Origin of the sequence: Clostridium porci (genome assembly GCF_009696375.1) — a bacterium.
Classification (GTDB): domain Bacteria; phylum Bacillota; class Clostridia; order Lachnospirales; family Lachnospiraceae; genus Enterocloster; species Enterocloster porci.
On sequence record NZ_VUMD01000002.1, the window covers coordinates 264,461 to 283,118 of the forward strand.

Below are 18,658 nucleotides of genomic sequence, written 5' to 3' on the forward strand. Positions count from 1 at the left end.
TCAGAAAAAGGGGAGACGCTGCCGGATTAGGGAGGAAGCAAAGGAAGATTTTTAAGTTGCATACGAACTTAAAAAATGGTATATTTTACTAAGCAGATTCAGAGAAAGACAAGCTAGAAAGGAACGACAATGGCGTACGTTGATCAGAATAAAATCCGCAATTTTTGTATAATAGCACACATTGACCACGGAAAATCCACCCTTGCGGATCGCATCATTGAAAAGACCGGCCTTTTAACCAGCAGAGAAATGCAGGAGCAGGTGCTGGATAATATGGATTTGGAGCGGGAACGGGGAATTACCATCAAGTCTCAGGCAGTTCGCACCATCTATAAGGCCCAGGATGGTAATGAATATATATTTAATCTTATTGACACGCCGGGCCATGTGGATTTTAATTACGAGGTGTCACGAAGTCTGGCGGCCTGCGACGGCGCGGTTCTGGTGGTGGACGCTTCCCAGGGAATTGAGGCCCAGACCTTAGCCAATGTATATCTGGCTTTGGATCACGATCTGGATGTGTTCCCTGTAATTAATAAAATTGACCTTCCAAGTGCGGACCCAGCCCGTGTTGCAGCTGAGATCGAGGATGTGATCGGACTGGATGCCAGCGATGCTCCCCGAATTTCCGCAAAGACAGGCGTTAATATAGAAGAAGTGCTAGAGGCTATTGTACACAAGATTCCGGCTCCTAAGGGAGACCCCAAGAAGCCCCTTCAGGCCCTGATATTTGATTCTGTTTACGATTCCTACAAGGGCGTGATTATTTTTTCGCGCATTATGGAGGGGACTGTTAAGAAGGGAACTCCGATCCGCATGATGGCTACCGGCGCGGAGGCGGATATTGTGGAGGTAGGGTATTTCGGCGCAGGCCAATTTATTCCCTGTGAGGAGTTAAGCGCGGGGATGGTAGGCTATATGACGGCAAGCATCAAAAATGTTCGGGATACGCAGGTGGGCGACACTGTAACCAACAGAACGAATCCGGCTGCTGAGCCTCTTCCAGGATATAAAAAGGTAACTCCTATGGTTTACTGCGGCCTTTACCCTGCAGACGGCGCCAAATATAATGATCTGCGGGAGGCGCTGGAGAAGCTCCAGCTAAACGATGCCTCTCTCTTTTATGAGCCTGAGACCTCAATAGCCTTAGGCTTTGGCTTCCGCTGCGGCTTCCTAGGCCTTCTGCATCTGGAGATTATACAAGAGCGTTTAGAGCGTGAATATAATCTGGATCTAGTGACCACAGCCCCCAGCGTCGTCTACCGTGTTCACAAAACCTCCGGGGAAACGATGGAGCTGACGAATCCTTCTAATCTGCCCGATCCTACGGAGATTGACTATATGGAGGAGCCAATCGTCAGCGCTGAAATCATGGTGACAACAGAGTTTGTAGGTTCAATCATGACGCTATGTCAGGAACGCCGGGGCGTTTATCTGGGAATGGAATATATGGAGACTACAAGAGCCCTGCTTAAGTACGAGCTTCCTCTCAATGAAATCATCTATGATTTCTTTGACGCTTTAAAATCCCGTTCCAGAGGTTACGCTTCCTTCGACTATGAGCTGAAGGAGTACCAGCGCTCCAGCCTTATAAAGCTGGATATCCTGGTCAATAAGGAGGAGGTGGACGCCCTTTCCTTCATTGTTCACGCGGATTCTGCATATGAGAGGGGAAGGAAGATGTGTGAGAAGCTAAAAGAGGAGATTCCCAGGCACCTGTTTGAAATTCCCATTCAGGCAGCCGCAGGCGGTAAAATAATTGCAAGAGAAACGGTAAAGGCTGTTCGCAAGGACGTTCTTGCAAAATGCTATGGAGGAGACATCAGCCGTAAGAGAAAGCTTTTAGAGAAGCAGAAGGAAGGAAAAAAGCGCATGCGCCAGATAGGAAGCGTAGAAATCCCTCAGAAGGCATTTATGAGTGTACTGAAGCTGGACGAGCAGTAATTCCAGTCAATGTTCGGCTATCCTATGACAGGGCGGTATGTAAAAGAGATGAAGGAAGCTATGACAAATAGACAGAAGAAACCATTGGAACTGTATGTCCATATCCCCTTTTGCGCCAGCAAATGCCTGTACTGTGATTTTCTCTCCTTTAGGGCTCTGCGCTCCGTACAGGAGGAATATATAATGCAGCTGATAAGGGAAATCCGGGCTCAGGGCGCCTGCTGCCGTGAATATCAGGTTACAACGGTTTTTATAGGAGGAGGCACTCCTTCTGTTATAGATCCCTTACTCATCCGTGATTTAATGCAGTCTCTGTTTGAGAATTTCCATATAGCTGGGGATGCGGAGATTACCATTGAGGTAAATCCGGGAACCCTGCTGCAGAGAAAGCTTCCTGTATACCGGGCGCTGGGCATCAACCGGGTAAGCATCGGCCTCCAGTCTGCCAATAACCGGGAGCTGCAGTATCTAGGAAGAATCCACACCTTCGAGGAATTTTTAAAAAGCTTCCAGTATGCCAGAATGTCCGGATTTTCCAATATTAATATCGATTTGATGAGCAGTATTCCGGGCCAAACTATGGATTCCTGGAGAAATACGCTGAAAAAGGTGACGATGCTGAAGCCTGAACATATTTCCGCTTACAGTCTGATTGTGGAGGAAGGAACCCCCTTTTTTGAGATGTACGGTGAAGGCGCCAACGCATGTGGGCAATCTCCCTCTCTTCCGGATGAAGATACGGAAAACAGGCTCTATCATCTGACCAGAAGCTTTCTGGCAGAGCAGGGCTATGGCCGTTATGAGATATCCAACTACTCCAGGCCCGGATGGGAATGCAGACATAATATAGGTTATTGGACTCAGATTCCATATCTTGGGCTGGGCCTTGGGGCAGCCTCCTATATAAAGGGCTGCCGCTTTGCCAACGAGCGGGATATGGATGCGTATCTTAGCCTGGATTTTAGTGAAGCCTTTCGGGACAACGCTCTGTCCTGCCTGCGTGGTGCTGTGCATCACCTTACCAGAGAGGAAAAAATGGAGGAATTTATGTTTCTGGGACTTAGGATGATAAGGGGCGTTTCAGAGCTTGAGTTTGTATCCATGTTTGGGATCAAGCTGGAGCATGTCTATGGAGCGGTGATGAAACAGCTTATAGACAACGGCCTTTTGCAGAAAAAAGGGGTGTGGATCTCCCTTACAGAGTGGGGGATGGATGTAAGTAACCTTGTTCTGAGGGAATTTCTGTTAGACTAAGGCTGGAAGCAGGGCAGGCAAAGGGAGGAAGTATGGCTGACAAAAGCATAAAAGAACAAAGCATAAGAGAACAATACCGGACGCGCTTAAACGGTCTTACAGATCCCAAATACAGGGAGTTTCACAGAAGGCTTCTGCCGGGGGTGGAGGGAGTGCTGGGAGTGAGAACTCCTGAGCTTAGAAGGCTGGCCAGGGAGCTTTTAAAGGATGGCTGGCAGGCCTATATTAGCCAGGTTTCTGACGCATGGAGGGAAAAGGGGCAGGGGGAGGACGGCGTATACTATGATGAAATCATCCTATGGGCTTTGTGTGTGTGCGGCGGCTGCAAAACCTGGGATACAGCCAGGAGCTATGTAGAAGAATTCATTCCGGCTATTGATAATTGGGCTTCCTGCGACCTTTTTTGCAGTTCCTTGAAGCTGTCCTCCAGATACAAGGAGGAGGTCTGGGAGTTTATTCAGCCCTATCTTTTGTCTGGCAGTGAGTATGAGCTGCGCTTTGGCCTAGTTATGCTGTTGAACCATTTTGCACAACGGGCCTATGCAAAGCAGGCCCTGGCAGCTATCGATAAAATCCGTCACGAGGGCTATTACGTCAAAATGGCTCAGGCATGGGCTATCTCCGTATATTTTGTAAAATGTCAGGAGTCCACTATGGATTATCTGCGAAATAGCCATCTGGACGATTGGACTTATAACAAAGCGCTTCAGAAAATTACAGAGTCCTGCCGGGTGGACCAGGAAACAAAGGCAGCAATCCGCAGTATGAAACGGCCTGTGAAAACCAATAGCGCCGTCAGATAGCCTGTGGAGCGGAGAAAATAATAATATAATCATTGTAAAAAAGAAAAGAAATATTATACGCATATTGAAAATATATATGCAATATGCTATATTAAGTTCAGAAGAATAAGGATGCTGAGAGAATGAGAGCATAGTAAGAACAACAGAAATGTTGCTTTATGGCTATGCTCTTTTTTATGGGTCAAAAGGGGGAGGTTGATGGAACAGAAATTTTATGATTTGATTGAGGCGAATCCGGTTATTGCGGCAGTAAAGGACATGGAGGGGTTGGATGCCTGCTGTGCCAGGGAAGAAATTAAAGTTGTATTTATCCTGTTTGGAGATATCTGTAATATCGGCAGTATTGTCCGGCAGATTAAGGCGAAAAAAAAGGCAGCAATGGTGCATATCGATTTAATCACCGGACTCAGCGGCAGAGAGGTAGCGGTGGATTTTATTAAAAGCAATACGGAGACGGACGGCATCATTTCTACAAAGCCTGCCCTTATCAAACGGGCCAGAGAATTGTCATTGCATACCACCCTGAGAATCTTCATTCTGGATTCTATGGCATTTGAAAATATCGAGAGACAGATGGCGGCAGCAAGACCGGATCTCATAGAAATTTTGCCCGGGCTAATGCCGAAGGTAATCCGCAGGGTGTGCAAGCTGGTAAAAATACCGGTGATTGCGGGGGGTCTGATATCCGATAAGGAGGATGTGATGGCAGCCCTTTCAGCAGGGGCTATTTCCGTTACCACAACCAATCATAAGGTTTGGAGGATGTAATGATGGGGGACAAAACCGGTGCCTTAGGGGATAGGGATTGGTTTATGTAAAAAAGATACACGTGGAGTGTATCGGAAAATAAGAAGGAGGTTTTTATGGCAAAGTATGTAATGGCGCTGGATTCAGGCACAACAAGCAACCGATGTATCCTTTTTAATGAAAAGGGAGAAATGTGCAGTGTTGCCCAGAAGGAGTTCACACAGTATTTTCCGAAGCCGGGCTGGGTAGAGCATGACGCAAACGAGATCTGGTCTACACAGTTGGGAGTAGCGGTGGAGGCTATGTCGAAGATAGGGGCTGCGGCAGAGGATATCGCTGCAATCGGCATTACCAATCAGCGTGAAACCACCATTGTATGGGATAGGGAAACAGGGGAGCCTGTATACCATGCAATTGTCTGGCAGTGCCGCAGGACCTCCGAGTATTGTGACAGTCTAAAGGAGAAGGGCCTGGTTGAGTCCTTCCGCGCCAAGACAGGACTTGTGATCGACGCTTACTTTTCAGGAACCAAATTGAAATGGATTCTGGATCATGTGGAAGGCGTGAGAGAGCGGGCTGAGAAGGGAGAGCTGCTCTTTGGAACCGTGGAAACCTGGTTAATTTGGAAGCTGACAAAGGGAGCTGTTCATGTAACCGATTATTCCAACGCATCACGTACCATGCTGTTTAACATTAATTCTCTGGAATGGGATGCTGAGATCCTGAAAGAACTTAATATTCCCAGATCCATGCTTCCGGAGGCAAGGCCCTCCAGCTGGGTGTACGGCAAGTCGGATTCCAGCTTTTTCGGAGGTGAGATACCTATTGGAGGAGCCGCAGGCGATCAGCAGGCGGCCCTGTTCGGGCAGACCTGCTTCCAACCAGGAGAGGCTAAGAATACATATGGAACTGGCTGCTTCATGCTGATGAACACGGGAGAAAAGCCTGTATTTTCCAAAAACGGTCTTGTGACCACCATTGCCTGGGGATTGGACGGAAAGGTTAATTATGCGCTGGAGGGCTCCATCTTCGTAGCGGGCGCTGCTATTCAGTGGCTGAGAGACGAGATGAAGCTTATTGATTCCTCGCCGGATTCCGAGTACATGGCAAGGAAGGTTAAGGATACCAACGGCTGCTATGTTGTGCCGGCTTTTACAGGGCTGGGGGCCCCTCACTGGGATCAGTATGCCAGAGGAACCATTGTGGGACTTACACGTGGGGTGAACAAATATCATATAATCCGCGCGACTCTGGACTCCCTGTGCTATCAGACCAATGACGTTCTCCAGGCTATGAGGGCTGATTCCGGCATTGAACTGGCAGCCCTTAAGGCAGACGGAGGAGCAAGCGCCAACAACTATCTGATGCAGACCCAAGCCGATATCATCAACGCGCCTGTGAACCGCCCTCAGTGTGTAGAGACAACCGCTATGGGCGCTGCCTATCTGGCAGGTCTGGCAGTTGGCTATTGGGCCAGCAAGGAAGAGGTTGTAAAGAACTGGGCGATTGACAGAACCTTTACGCCGGAAATCAGCGAAGAAAAGAGAGGGGAGATGGTAGCCGGATGGAATAAGGCAGTGAAGTGCTCCTATGGATGGGCGAAGGAGAACTAGGCAAAGGGGATATGGGAGGTAAGCGCTAATAAGGGGTATTTCGGCTGGGAGAAGCTGTGAAAGGCCGTAATCTGCCTGTTATTCAAAAAGGGGGTACTATATGTTAGTGTATATAGCGGAATTTTTAGGAACTATGATACTTATCCTTTTAGGTGACGGCGTTGTAGCTAACGTAACGCTGAACAAAACCGGTATGAAGGGCGCAGGCTCGATTCAAATTACTTTGGCATGGGGGTTGGCGGTTATGATTCCTGCATGTATCTTCGGAGCAGCCTCCGGAGCACATTTTAATCCGGCTCTTACCATTGCTCTGGCAGTGGACGGAAGTCTTTCGTGGTCATTGGTGCCTGGATATATGATAGCTCAGTTTTCAGGCGCATTCTTGGGTGCGTGCCTGGTATATGTATTGTTTAAGGATCAGTTTGACGCCACAGATTCATCAGCAACCAAGCTGGGCGTCTTTTCAACCGGTCCGTCCGTACCCAGCATGGGGCGCAACATGTTGAGTGAAATAATCGGAACATTTGTGCTTGTATTTGCCATCAAGGGCATTGGACAGGTGGGAGCAGTTCCTCCAGGAGTTGATAAGTTTCTGGTGTTTGGTATTATCGTATCCATTGGAATGTCTCTGGGAGGCCTGACAGGCTATGCAATCAATCCGGCCCGTGACTTAGGACCGCGTATTGCCCATGCAGTTCTTCCAATTAAGGGTAAAGGAGCTTCCAACTGGGGCTATGCGCCTGTAGTTATTGTCGGACCGGTTGTTGGAGCAGTGGCGGGTGCATTGCTGTACAGCGCTATTCCGTGGGCATAGGCATTATAACAGCTGTTGCTTAAAGCAGCTCCTAGGGCGTATGCCGGGGGTAAAATTCTATAATCATTGCGTGAGAATGGAGCAGGGCAAAAAGGTATGGAAGCATACCTTGTTTACCCTGCTTTTTTCAGGAGCAGCTTGAGTGCCAAAGGAGGCGCCTGGCCGGTTGCTCTACATTCTGGAAGATGAAGCAATAAGGAGGAAAATGGATATGGATGATTTGTCATATACCATAGTATATAAAACGATTGCAGCAGAAAGGAAGAAAAACTATGTATGACGTTATTATCATCGGGGCAGGTGTGGCCGGCTCTGCGTCAGCCAGAGAGCTTTCCCGGTATAAGATAAATGCCTGTGTTCTGGAGAAGGAGGAGGATGTATGCTGCGGAACCTCCAAGGCAAACAGCGCCATTGTACATGCGGGCTATGACGCGGCGGAGGGCTCCCTCATGGCAAAGCTGAATGTAGAGGGAAACGAGATGATGCCAAAGCTGGCAAAAGAGCTGGATTTTCCATTTAAGCAGTGCGGCTCTTTGGTAGTGTGCTTGGATGAGAAGGAGCTTCCCGGTTTGCAGGCTCTTTACGAGAGAGGCCTGAAAAACGGCGTCAGGGCTTTGGAGGTTATTACAGATAAGGGCAGGATTCACGCCATGGAGCCAAACCTGACAGATGAGGTGGCAGGCGTTCTCTATGCGCCTACGGCCGGTATTGTATGTCCCTTTAATTTAAATATAGCGTTAGCCGAAAATGCCTGTATCAATGGGATCGCTTTTAAATTTAACACAGAAGTAAGGCGTATTTGCAGACTAGAGGGAGGCTGGGCTCTGGAAACCAGTCAGGGATTCTATAAAGCCAAATATGTGGTCAATGCGGCCGGCCTGTACGCGGATGTGTTCCATAATATGGTCAGTGAAACCAAGATTCATATTACACCCAGACGGGGCGACTACTGTTTGCTTGACAAGAATGCGGGAAGCCATGTTTCCCACACGATTTTTGCGCTTCCTGGGAAATATGGCAAGGGCGTACTGGTATCGCCAACCGTTCACGGCAACCTGATTGTAGGGCCTACTGCTGTTGATATAACGGATAAGGAGGCTACAGCTACCACAAGGGAGGGGATGGATGAGTTGATTGAAAAGGGGGGGATGAATGTAAAGGATCTTCCTATGAGACAGGTGATCACATCCTTTGCCGGACTGCGTGCTCATGAGGACGGACACGAGTTTATAATTAAGGAGCTGGAGGACGCTCCTGGATTTGTGGACTGCGCTGGTATCGAATCGCCGGGACTTACCAGCTGTCCGGCCATCGGAAAAATGGTAGCGGAAATCCTGGCAAGAAAAATGGGGCTTGAGCTTAATCCCGGCTTTCATGGTACAAGGAAGGGAATTCTGAGTCCCAATGAATTGACAAAGAAAGAGAGAATGAAGCTGATTAAGGAAAAGCCGGCCTATGGAAATATTGTCTGCCGCTGTGAGTTGGTAACGGAAGGAGAAATCCTGGATGCCATACACCGCCCCTTAGGAGCCCGATCCTTAGATGGAATCAAGCGCAGAACCAGAGCCGGGATGGGACGATGCCAGTCAGGCTTTTGCTCTCCTCGGTCAATGGATATTCTGCGCCGGGAGCTGGGGCTTCCTATGGGGGAGATAACCAAGGCCGGAGGGAAGTCAAAGCTTGTAGTGGGAACGAATAAGGACAGAATTTAAAAGGAGGCGCGCTTAAGATGAAGGAATATGATATCGTTGTGATTGGCGGAGGGCCTGCAGGTCTGGCTGCGGCAGTAGCAGCAAGGGATAATGGAATCCAACGTATTCTTATCCTGGAACGGGACAATGAACTGGGAGGAATCCTGAATCAGTGTATTCACAATGGATTCGGATTGCATACCTTTAAGGAGGAGCTTACAGGGCCGGAGTACGCGGCCCGGTATGAGGAGCAGATTTATGAGAGGAAGATTGAGTATAAGCTGAATACTATGGTGGTGGATATCAGCCATGAGAAGGTGGTTACGGCCATGAACCGGGAGGAGGGATTGTTTGAGCTTCAGGCGGAGGCAATCATTCTTGCTATGGGGTGCAGGGAGAGAGCCAGAGGGTCCCTTAATATTCCAGGCTACCGTCCGGCAGGTATCTTCTCCGCAGGCACAGCCCAGCGCCTGGTGAATATGGAGGGTTTCATGCCCGGACGTGAAGTGGTAATCCTGGGCTCCGGCGATATTGGGCTGATTATGGCAAGGCGTATGACGCTGGAGGGAGCCAAGGTTAAGGTAGTAGCAGAGCTGATGCCTTATTCCGGCGGATTAAAGAGAAATATCGTACAGTGTCTTGATGATTATAACATTCCGCTGAAGCTGAGCCATACAGTGGTGAATATCAGAGGAAAGGAACGGCTAAAAGGAGTTACCCTGGCTGCTGTGGACCAGAGGGGAAGGCCCATTCCAGGGACAGAGGAGGATTACGCCTGCGATACCCTTCTGTTGTCCGTAGGCCTGATACCTGAAAATGAGCTATCCCTTGGAATGGGAGTTAAGATAAGCCGGATCACCGCAGGCCCAGTTGTAAACGAGAGCCTGGAGACCAGCGTTGAGGGTGTATTTGCCTGTGGAAATGTGCTCCATGTCCATGATTTGGTGGATTTCGTGTCTGAGGAGGCGGCCGCAGCCGGTAAAAACGCGGCCAGGTATGTCAGAGGCGGACGGAGAGCTCATAAGGACCGGGAGATAAACCTGCAGGCCGTGGACGGAGTGCGCTACACAGTGCCCTGTACTATAAACCCGGAACGTATGGAGGATATCCAGATCGTACGCTTCCGTGTGGGAAAGGTTTATAAAAACTGCTGCATCGGAGTATACTTTAACAATAAGCAGGCTCTGCTTAGAAAACGCCCTGTGATGGCTCCCGGCGAGATGGAGGAGATAAAGCTGGAAAAAGCACAGCTACGGTTGCATCCGGAGCTTAAAACTATTACAATAAAGGTAGAGGAGGCGTAGACCATGGAAAAAAGAGCGCTTATTTGTATCGGTTGTCCCATGGGCTGTCCACTGACCGTGGAACTGGAAGAAGGGGAGATATTAAAGGTAACAGGTCACACCTGTAAGCGCGGTGAGGTATATGCTAAAAAAGAAGTGCTAAGTCCTTCCAGGATTGTTACCTCTACGGTATGGGTGGAGGACAGTAAGGCGAAGATGGTTTCTGTAAAGACGAAGGAGGACATACCAAAGGATAAAATCTTCCAGTGCATAAGAGCCCTAAAGGGCATTACTGTGAAAGGGCCTGTCCACATAGGAGATGTGATAGTGCCTGATGTGGCAGGAACAGGAGTGGATATCATAGCTACAAAGGAAGCGTAGCTGCGGGGATGACAGACGCCCTTAGGCGGCGTCCCGTTTACCCCGGTGCTACTAAGGCTTTAGTTGGTTTCTAAAGCATGGCTTTTTAATGTGATTGTGAAGGAATAAAGAGACAGATAAACATTATAATAATTGGCGCCGCCAGATAATGGCGGCTGAATGGAGATTTCTATGGAAAAGAAAGAACTGGACATCAATAATATGAACGGCATAACGGAGGAAGAAGATAGGACCTGCGGCCTCAATGACATGAATTGCATGGAGGGCAGAGAAGATAAGACCTGCAGCCTTAATGACATGAATTGTGTCGAGAACGAAGCGTATAAAACTTGTAGCCTGAACGACATGAACTGCTTAGGAGAATAAAAATAAGAAGAGTATGACCTGAATGATAGCCCCAAAGCCAAGATCCAAGGGCCAGGGATTTGAGCAGGGTGGAAGCTTCTGAAATATTATAGAGGTTGGAAGCGATAGGAAAAAGTACCGGAATAAGCTTGAGAAATCTATCGCTTATCCGGTACTTTTATGTAGTTCACTATTTGTTTCCAATAATTGTGACAATCATCTTATTTGGCAGACAAACGATGGTGTCGCTGCTTAAATGCTTTTGACCCTGGTGAATACACACCTTGTCAGGGCAGCTGGCCTGGCTGCACCAGATTTGTCTGTCCTTAACAATCAGGTGGTTAAAGCCCCCGCTGCTTCCTGTGATCGTCACTTCTGTGTCTTTGCTCAGATCCAGCTGTTCCACAACCTCTCCGTCCACGGTTATCTCAGCGGTAGCAGCCGGTGCAGGGCGAAAGAACCGAATCATCCCCAAGGCGGCCAAGGCAATCAGCAGAAGCGTTGCGATCAGTATGAAATCCCGTTTCTGTAATAGCTTCATTATTCTGCTGCCTGCTTCAGACAGTCCTCCAGGCCATTAACAAAGGGATAAATATTGATGCTGACAGAAGCGATGGTATCCATTGCGTAGCCTTGTTCATTGGCAAGGCCGGAAACCTTCTGATGTTCAATTACATAGTTTGCCACAGAATTGGCCTGTTCAGCCCAGGTAGGGCCTGACTCAGTCATTACGTACTGGCCGTCCATGGAAAGCTTTCTCTTACTCTCGCCTTTTTCATTAAAGGCATCCCAAGAGCAGGAGGTGATAATGCCGTCCTCCACGGTGATGGACACACGCTCTTTCCAGCCTGAATCATCGAACTGGGAAGCTTCATAGGTGTAAGCGCCGTCTGTCAGAGGATATTCCGGCCGGGCGTTTGTAATGGGTCCTCTCAAGGTACGGTACAGAGGGCCGGAGATAGCGATTACGATAAGGGAGAGAAGGGCCATAATAACAATACCGGCAATGCTTTTGGATGTCTGTTTCATTGGTTCTTTGCTCATTGTAACACTCCTTGCGTATAGTAGTTTTCCATCCAGAAAACGGATATTGTTTATATTATCATAAAATATGCGGATGTACAATCAGTTTTCCCTGGAATCATGGAACTAATTATGGTATAATATCGCGAGATATAATACCGCGCTGGTTCAGTGACACGGGAAAGCGTGGCAGAACACCAAGCTGAACCATGTGAATATCCCCAGGAGGGATGACGTTCACGGAGAAATACCATAGCTGGAGAATTGGGTATAATAGCCCCAGTTGTGTTCCGGGTTGATCCGGTGATAGGCGAAGGAGTGTTTCATCATATGGAGGCTGGGGGCTATAGGCAGCGGAAATATATGACCAGGAGAATATCCATGTCCGTAAAAAAAAATATATTAACAAAAAAGCTGGCTCTGCTGGGCCTTTTAATCGCTCTGGCTGTTGTTCTGGGATACGTGGAATCCCTGGTTCCCGTCTATCTGGGCGCGCCTGGGGTGAAGCTGGGGCTGGCAAACCTGGTTACGATGGTAAGCCTTTACTGTATGGGAGTGAGGGAAACGATCCTCGTAAACGGAGTGCGGATTCTGTTTACCGGTTTTATCTTTGGCCCGCCCTCTGCCATTCTTTTTGGAGGCGCGGGGGCCGTATTAAGCCTTTTGGTTATGTATGTGTGTAAAAAATACCGTCTTTTTGGAATGGTGGGCGTAAGCATACTGGGAGGAGTGGCCCACAATGTGGGGCAGTTTCTGATGGCAGCCTTTGTGGTTCATACCTTTGGAGTATTTTCCTATCTGCCAGTGCTTCTGGCGGCTGGAACAGCGGCAGGAGCGCTGGTGGGGCTTTTGGGAGGCATGATTGTACTGCGTGTGAGCGGTATTTTAAAAAATTTTTAATATAGATCCGAAAAAATGACATTGTCACCTGAGGAGGCGGGAGATATAATAAAAAGGATTTAAAACAGAAAGAAGAGAAGAGGGAGGGTTTTGCTATGGTTTATAAAGCGATAGAGGGGCTGGTGCGGTATGGCCTGAACAGGGGACTTATTCAGGAAGCGGATGCCATATACGCCAGGAATCAGATTCTGGACGCGCTGATGCTGGATGAATTTGAGATGCCGGAGGGGACGGTTCCCTGCGAGGATTTAGAGGCCATACTTAAGGAGCTTTTGGACTATGCCGCAGAGACGGGAGTTCTAAAGGAGGACAGCGTGGTATATCGGGATCTGCTGGATACTAGGCTTATGAACTGCCTGATGCCAAGACCCAGCGAGGTAGAGAGGGAATTCTGGCGCTATTATGAGGAGTCTCCGAAGGAAGCTACGGACTGGTACTATAAGCTGAGCCAGGACTCCGATTACATACGCCGCTATCGTATTAAAAAGGATATGAAGTGGGTTACAAAGACGCCCTACGGGAACCTGGACATCACCGTGAATCTGTCTAAGCCGGAAAAGGACCCAAAGGCAATTGCGGCAGCAAAGCTGGCTAAGCAGAGCGGTTATCCCAAGTGTCAGCTATGCATGGAAAATGTAGGCTATGCAGGCCGCGGGAATCATCCTCCGAGAAACAACCACAGAATTATTTCTATTAGGATGAATGGCAGCCAGTGGGGCTTCCAGTATTCCCCATATGTATATTATAATGAGCATTGCATCGTATTTAATGGTCAGCATGTTCCAATGAAAATAGACAGAGCCACCTTTCAGAAGCTGTTTGATTTTATTAAGCAGTTTCCCCACTATTTTCTGGGCTCCAATGCGGATCTCCCAATTGTAGGAGGGTCGATACTGAGCCATGATCACTTCCAGGGAGGGAGATATACCTTTGCGATGGCCGAAGCAGGAATTGAACGATATTTTACCATGAAAGGATATGAAGATGTTGAGGCGGGAATTGTGTTCTGGCCGATGTCGGTTCTGCGTCTGCGGGCAAAGAGTACGGAGCGCCTCATTGAGCTGGGAGATAAGATTCTTACCTGCTGGAGAGGGTATACGGACGAGGAGGCATTTATTTTTGCTGAAACAGATGGGGAGCCTCATAACACCATCACCCCCATTGCCCGCAAGGCAGGAGAGCTGTATGAGCTGGATTTGGTGCTGCGCAATAATATTACCACAGATGAATTTCCTCTGGGCGTATATCATCCCCACCAGGAGCTGCATCATATAAAGAAGGAGAATATCGGCCTGATTGAGGTTATGGGCTTGGCTGTATTGCCCTCTCGGCTTAAGACTGAGCTGACGGCACTGGCAGATTATATTATCAATGGGAAGGATATTCGCGGCGACGAGGAGCTTGGGAAGCATGCAGACTGGGTGGAGGGATTCCTTTCTGCTTATAAGCAGAAGGGGATTGCTGTCACTGGAGAGAATGTGGAGCAGATTCTTAAGGAGGAAGTAGGGCATGTGTTTGCACGGGTGCTGGAGCATGCAGGCGTGTACAAATGCGATGAAGAGGGGCGCAGGCGATTTAGTAAATTTTTAAAGACGGCTGGCTTTAAGGAAGCCTAGAAGGCGCACCCTCGTTTTTAAAGCTTGCTTCTTATTTTTCTGTGTGGGGCAGGCGGCCTCTTAAAAACCGCTTTTTCAACTCTCTCCAGTGAAAGGGAAGCAAGGGATATATATAGCTCTTTCCCGCGATAGTCCGATTGAATATAATGGAGCATACTGCAAAGCTGGTTCCCAGAATATAGCCCCAGATATTAAATAGGGCGGTCAGTATTAAAATGATAATGCGCATAAATTTCATGGCATAGCCCAGCTCGAAGCTGGCCTGAGAATAGTTTGCAATGGTTACAAAGGCCATATACAGCATAGTCTCGGTGTTAAACCACCCGGATTTTACAGCATATTCTCCCAACACAATACCGGCGATAACACTGAGGGGAGTTGTCAGCATATTGGGAGTATTGATAGCTGCCAGTCTCAAGCCGTCAATGGCAAATTCCAGTATCAGAAGCTGCCATATGAGAGGGACGTTTAATGGGTCTGAAAGCTGGATAAAGGCCAGCCAGTCTGGTATAAGATTGGTGTTCTGTATAAGGAGCAGCCAGGTGGGCGTCAGCATCAGGGAAAGGATGGATATTGCCATCCTGGATAGACGCAGATAGGTGCCTGTAATAGGTGGAAAATAGTAGTCGTCTGCTTCCTCAATGATGTCAAAAACGGAGGAGGGCAGTATCATAGCTGAGGGGGAGTTGTCTACCAGAATAACGATATTTCCCTCCAGCAAAGAGGCGGCTGCTGTATCCGGCCGTTCGGAGAACTTAAATTTAGGAAAGGGATTGAACCATTTGTGGGGGAAGATGCACTCTGCCAGACTTTCCTGGTTCATTGTAAGGGCATCTACCTTCAGCTTTTTAATCCGGCTTTTGATGGTGTCCAAGAGCTTGTTATCCACCCGGCTTTCCATGTAGCAGATGGCTATATCTGTGTGGGAGCTTTCGCCTGCCGTCATGATTTCTATGGTAAGCTTGGGATCTCGGATACGGCGGCGTATAAGAGCTGTATTAAAGATTAGCGTTTCCACAAATCCGTCTCTGGAACCCCGCATTACTTTATCCTTTTCCGGTTCGCTGACTCCTCTTGCAGGGTAGGTACGGCAGTCGATGGTAATGCATTTATCATAACCGTCGATGAACAGGCAGGAGACCCCGGAGAGAAGCTGGATAATCATGTCGGTATCGTTGGTTAGAAGGCCGATTTCCCCGTAGGGTACATACCGTTTGGAAAAGCTGTGAGCGTCCTGGGGCATATCCTCCGGCTTAATGGAGGAGAAGGCCTGAAGAATTTTAAGCAGAGAATCATCTTTTGTAAAGCCATCTATAAAGTAGAGACAGGCTTCCCGGCCTCCTATATGGATGATCCGGTAGACCACGTCAAAATTTGTCTGGACATTCAGCTTCTTGTGAAGGTACGTAATATTGTCTGTTAAATTTGGAGAAAAATTCATGGTTTTTTCCTTTCTGTTTTTGAACAGCCTTGAATGAAAATCAAATGTAAAGTAAGTATGTACCAAATTGCTCCAAAATATTCAGATAGCATGGGCCTGCCTGATGTGCACAGATGGAAGAATTTTATATAAAAATTGGGATTTGAAAGAAAAAAATTCACTATTATGCACAAAGAAGCATTGACAAATGACAGAATCAGTGCTATAGTGTCCATGTAAGAAGCACAAAGGAGTGCCTTACAGGTTTTGTTTGGTATGGGGATGCCAGATAAACTAATAGTGTGACGGTTTTAGATCGTGACTGAGAGCTGCTTTCTGTGGGGGAAAGGCAGCTCTCGCTTTTTATGCTATCGTTCAGCCGTAGGCTTTTGATGATCTACTTTGAGCTTTGGCAGGCTAAGGAAGCTGCTTTAGATACTGCGTACGGTAGTAATGTGGCGACAATCCCACATTTCTCTTAAAGGCTTTGGAAAATGTAAAGGAATCACTATAGCCTACAGCATAGGCAATATTCTGAATCGAAAACTCTCCCTTCTCTAGCATGAGACGCGCCTGCTTCATACGGTAGGAAACAAGATATTCCTGTGGTGTGCGGCCGGTGGCGTTTTTAAACAGCCTTGTCATATAGCTGCGCTCCAGGCCGCAGACATGGGCGAGCTCGTCCATATGAAAAGGCTCGCTGTATTTGACATGAATATAGCCTATAATTTTTTTAATATAGGCCAGCTTGTGGTTGACCGTAGTCATACATTCATTTGTTGAAAGACACTTGAGACAGTCAAATAATTCATAGGTTTTCCCAATACAATATAATTCCCTGTGGTGGCTGGACAGAAATTCCTTCATGATGGATTCCACGTTATTTGGATATTCGGAGGATATAAAAACAGGATTCGCTTTGTGCAGCCCTGAAGCCTGAAAGGATTCATGGGCCTGGGGGCCATCCAGATGGATCCATATATAATTCCAGGGATCCTTGCTGTCTGCTATATAGTATGCCAGTATATCAGGCGGGATAATGAAGCCCTGATGGGCACAGACGGGATAGTCCTTATCCTCTATAGTCAGAGTTCCCTTCCCGGATATAAGATAATGGAAAATATAATGGCTTCGGATAATGGGGCCGTAGGAGTAGGAAGGCGGACAAGCCTGGCAGCCTATTTCATATAGCTGAAGATCGGCGCAGGAATCATAATTGATAAAATAGCGTTCATCATAGGTTTTTTTAAAGGCCATTGACAGCTCCTTTCCTGGTAAGTAAGGTTTTATGAAAACAGGTCATTAAGACATTTTACCATATGTTTTTCGGCTAAAGCAATGATCAAAAGACACAAATTGACATGTGAAAGCGATAAGCTGACATTTTCATAGAATAAAAAATATGCTTCAATAGAAATATAAAAATGTTGCAGAAGGGAGAAGAATGATGATGAAACGATGGATCTGTTTTGTGGCCGGCACAATATTAGCGGCAGGAATGATGGCTGGATGCGGCAGCTCAGGCAATGAGCAGGAACAGGGGATGTCCCAGGCAGCGGCTGATATGGCAAAGGCCGGCGCTTCAGGGACAGAAGGTACTGTCACAATCAGCTATGGATGCTGGGATTCCAATCAGGGGGAGCTGCTTCGCACAGTGGCCGATGAATTTGAAAAGGAAAACCCGAATATTAAAATTGATATTCAGGTAAATAGCTGGGATAATTACTGGACGGCACTGGAAGCTGCGGCAACCGGAGGTTCCCTTCCAGATACCTTCTGGATGCACTCCAACAATATCTATTATTATGGAGCCAATGACCAGCTGATGGATCTGACCCCATACATTGAAGCGAGCGATAAGGTAGATCTTTCAAATTACCCGGAAGGCTTAGCGGGAATATACAATATAAATGGCAAACAGTATGCGGTGCCAAAGGATTACGATACCATAGCCCTCTGGTATAATAAAACTTTATTTGACGAAGCGGGAATTGCCTATCCAGATGATACCTGGACCTGGGCGGATTTAAAGGAAGCGGCAAAGCGTCTCACGAAGGATGACAAAAGCCAGTATGGCTTCTGCGCAGGCTTACATAATCAGGAGGGATATTATAATTTTGTATATCAGAACGGCGGGGAAATTATCACGAAGGACAAGAAATCAGGATATGATGAATCAGCCACCGTTTCAGGAATTGAAGAGTATTTCAGCTATGTAAAGGAAGGGTTGTCACCGGAGATTTACGACGATAAGGCGCGGGCTGAGGCGATTGAAAACGGACTGTGCGCCATGGGGTTATTTGGCTCATGGAATTTATCCGGATTTGCTTCGTCAGATTTTATGAAGGAGAATTTTGACTGTGCGGTTCTGCCTATGTCCAATGAGGGCGGGAGGGCCTCTATTTTTAACGGTCTCGGAAATGGGATGTCTGCTACCTGTGAACATCCAGATGAAGCATGGAAATGGATTGAATATTTAAGCAGCAGGGAAGGGCAAATCCGTCAGGCTGAGCTTGGTATTGCCATTTCTGCATATAATGGCTCCTCCGATGCCTTTGCAAAAGCATATCCTATGTTTAACACCCAGTGCTATATTGATATGGTAGACTATGCTCAGATTCGTCCCTACTCCAATCAGACCAGCATTTGGGAGGATAAGGCATATGAGCTTTTAAAAAATGCCTATGCCGGTAAGGAGGATACTCTGACGGCCTGCCAGAATGTAGCCAATATGATGAACGAAGCGCTGGCGGCAGAGGATTAATCGAATCAGTATTGTGTCAGGTATTGCAGCAGTGAAGCACACTGCTGCAATTTTATAGAA

Annotated in this window: 18 protein-coding genes; 14 read left to right on the forward strand and 4 right to left on the reverse strand. The window is 47.6% G+C overall.

Going from position 1 to position 18,658, the window contains the following annotated elements; all coding sequences use genetic code 11:
• The first annotated feature begins 129 nt into the window (after window positions 1-129).
• From lepA to FYJ39_RS03535, 11 genes are all read left to right on the forward strand, one after another.
• Window positions 130-1,944, forward strand: a complete 1,815-nt coding sequence (gene lepA, locus FYJ39_RS03485; protein WP_154471056.1) for a translation elongation factor 4 — start codon at window positions 130-132, stop codon at window positions 1,942-1,944.
• 60 nt (window positions 1,945-2,004) lie between these two features.
• Window positions 2,005-3,198 (forward strand): radical SAM family heme chaperone HemW, encoded by a 1,194-nt coding sequence (gene hemW, locus FYJ39_RS03490; protein ID WP_154471132.1) that lies wholly within the window; start codon window positions 2,005-2,007, stop codon window positions 3,196-3,198.
• A 32-nt stretch (window positions 3,199-3,230) separates the two neighbouring features.
• Complete coding sequence (locus FYJ39_RS03495) at window positions 3,231-4,001, forward strand: DNA alkylation repair protein (protein ID WP_154471057.1); 771 nt, start codon at window positions 3,231-3,233, stop codon at window positions 3,999-4,001.
• 198 nt (window positions 4,002-4,199) lie between these two features.
• Entirely contained in the window at window positions 4,200-4,769 is a 570-nt protein-coding gene (locus tag FYJ39_RS03500; protein ID WP_154471058.1) for a glycerol-3-phosphate responsive antiterminator, read from the forward strand.
• 95 nt (window positions 4,770-4,864) lie between these two features.
• Window positions 4,865-6,361: a glycerol kinase GlpK gene (gene glpK, locus FYJ39_RS03505; RefSeq protein ID WP_154471059.1), complete on the forward strand. Its 1,497-nt coding sequence runs from the start codon at window positions 4,865-4,867 to the stop codon at window positions 6,359-6,361.
• Between the two features lie 100 nt (window positions 6,362-6,461).
• Entirely contained in the window at window positions 6,462-7,175 is a 714-nt protein-coding gene (locus FYJ39_RS03510; RefSeq protein ID WP_154471060.1) for an MIP/aquaporin family protein, read from the forward strand.
• A 142-nt stretch (window positions 7,176-7,317) separates the two neighbouring features.
• Window positions 7,318-7,455, forward strand: coding sequence for a hypothetical protein (locus tag FYJ39_RS03515; RefSeq protein WP_154471061.1), 138 nt, complete (start codon window positions 7,318-7,320; stop codon window positions 7,453-7,455).
• A complete protein-coding gene (locus FYJ39_RS03520; protein ID WP_154471062.1) occupies window positions 7,448-8,887 on the forward strand; it encodes an NAD(P)/FAD-dependent oxidoreductase in 1,440 nt (479 codons plus the stop codon). Before FYJ39_RS03515 ends, FYJ39_RS03520 begins: the two co-directional genes overlap by 8 nt.
• A gap of 17 nt (window positions 8,888-8,904) precedes the next feature.
• Entirely contained in the window at window positions 8,905-10,170 is a 1,266-nt protein-coding gene (locus tag FYJ39_RS03525; protein WP_154471063.1) for an NAD(P)/FAD-dependent oxidoreductase, read from the forward strand.
• Window positions 10,171-10,173: 3 nt separating this feature from the next.
• A complete protein-coding gene (locus tag FYJ39_RS03530; protein ID WP_154471064.1) occupies window positions 10,174-10,530 on the forward strand; it encodes a DUF1667 domain-containing protein in 357 nt (118 codons plus the stop codon).
• Window positions 10,531-10,701: 171 nt separating this feature from the next.
• Window positions 10,702-10,896 (forward strand): hypothetical protein, encoded by a 195-nt coding sequence (locus tag FYJ39_RS03535; protein ID WP_154471065.1) that lies wholly within the window; start codon window positions 10,702-10,704, stop codon window positions 10,894-10,896.
• Between the two features lie 169 nt (window positions 10,897-11,065).
• Here the strand turns inward: FYJ39_RS03535 and FYJ39_RS03540 are convergent, their stop codons facing one another.
• Together FYJ39_RS03540 and FYJ39_RS03545 are read right to left on the reverse strand one after the other, a co-directional pair.
• Window positions 11,066-11,416, reverse strand: coding sequence for a NusG domain II-containing protein (locus FYJ39_RS03540; RefSeq protein ID WP_154471066.1), 351 nt, complete (start codon window positions 11,414-11,416; stop codon window positions 11,066-11,068).
• Window positions 11,416-11,919: a hypothetical protein gene (locus FYJ39_RS03545; RefSeq protein WP_154471067.1), complete on the reverse strand. Its 504-nt coding sequence runs from the start codon at window positions 11,917-11,919 to the stop codon at window positions 11,416-11,418. Before FYJ39_RS03545 ends, FYJ39_RS03540 begins: the two co-directional genes overlap by 1 nt.
• A 360-nt stretch (window positions 11,920-12,279) precedes the next feature.
• Between FYJ39_RS03545 and FYJ39_RS03550 the strand changes: the two genes are divergently transcribed.
• Together FYJ39_RS03550 and galT are read left to right on the forward strand one after the other, a co-directional pair.
• On the forward strand, window positions 12,280-12,798 hold the full coding sequence (locus FYJ39_RS03550; protein ID WP_235919726.1) for a Gx transporter family protein: 519 nt from the start codon (window positions 12,280-12,282) through the stop codon (window positions 12,796-12,798).
• 95 nt (window positions 12,799-12,893) lie between these two features.
• Window positions 12,894-14,414 (forward strand): UDP-glucose--hexose-1-phosphate uridylyltransferase, encoded by a 1,521-nt coding sequence (gene galT / locus FYJ39_RS03555; RefSeq protein ID WP_154471069.1) that lies wholly within the window; start codon window positions 12,894-12,896, stop codon window positions 14,412-14,414.
• Between the two features lie 31 nt (window positions 14,415-14,445).
• Here the strand turns inward: galT and FYJ39_RS03560 are convergent, their stop codons facing one another.
• On the reverse strand, window positions 14,446-15,855 hold the full coding sequence (locus tag FYJ39_RS03560) for a spore germination protein (protein ID WP_154471070.1): 1,410 nt from the start codon (window positions 15,853-15,855) through the stop codon (window positions 14,446-14,448).
• 396 nt (window positions 15,856-16,251) lie between these two features.
• Entirely contained in the window at window positions 16,252-17,091 is an 840-nt protein-coding gene (locus FYJ39_RS03565; protein WP_154471071.1) for an AraC family transcriptional regulator, read from the reverse strand.
• A 187-nt stretch (window positions 17,092-17,278) separates the two neighbouring features.
• Between FYJ39_RS03565 and FYJ39_RS03570 the strand changes: the two genes are divergently transcribed.
• Entirely contained in the window at window positions 17,279-18,598 is a 1,320-nt protein-coding gene (locus FYJ39_RS03570; protein WP_235919727.1) for an ABC transporter substrate-binding protein, read from the forward strand.
• The last annotated feature ends 60 nt before the right edge of the window (window positions 18,599-18,658 follow it).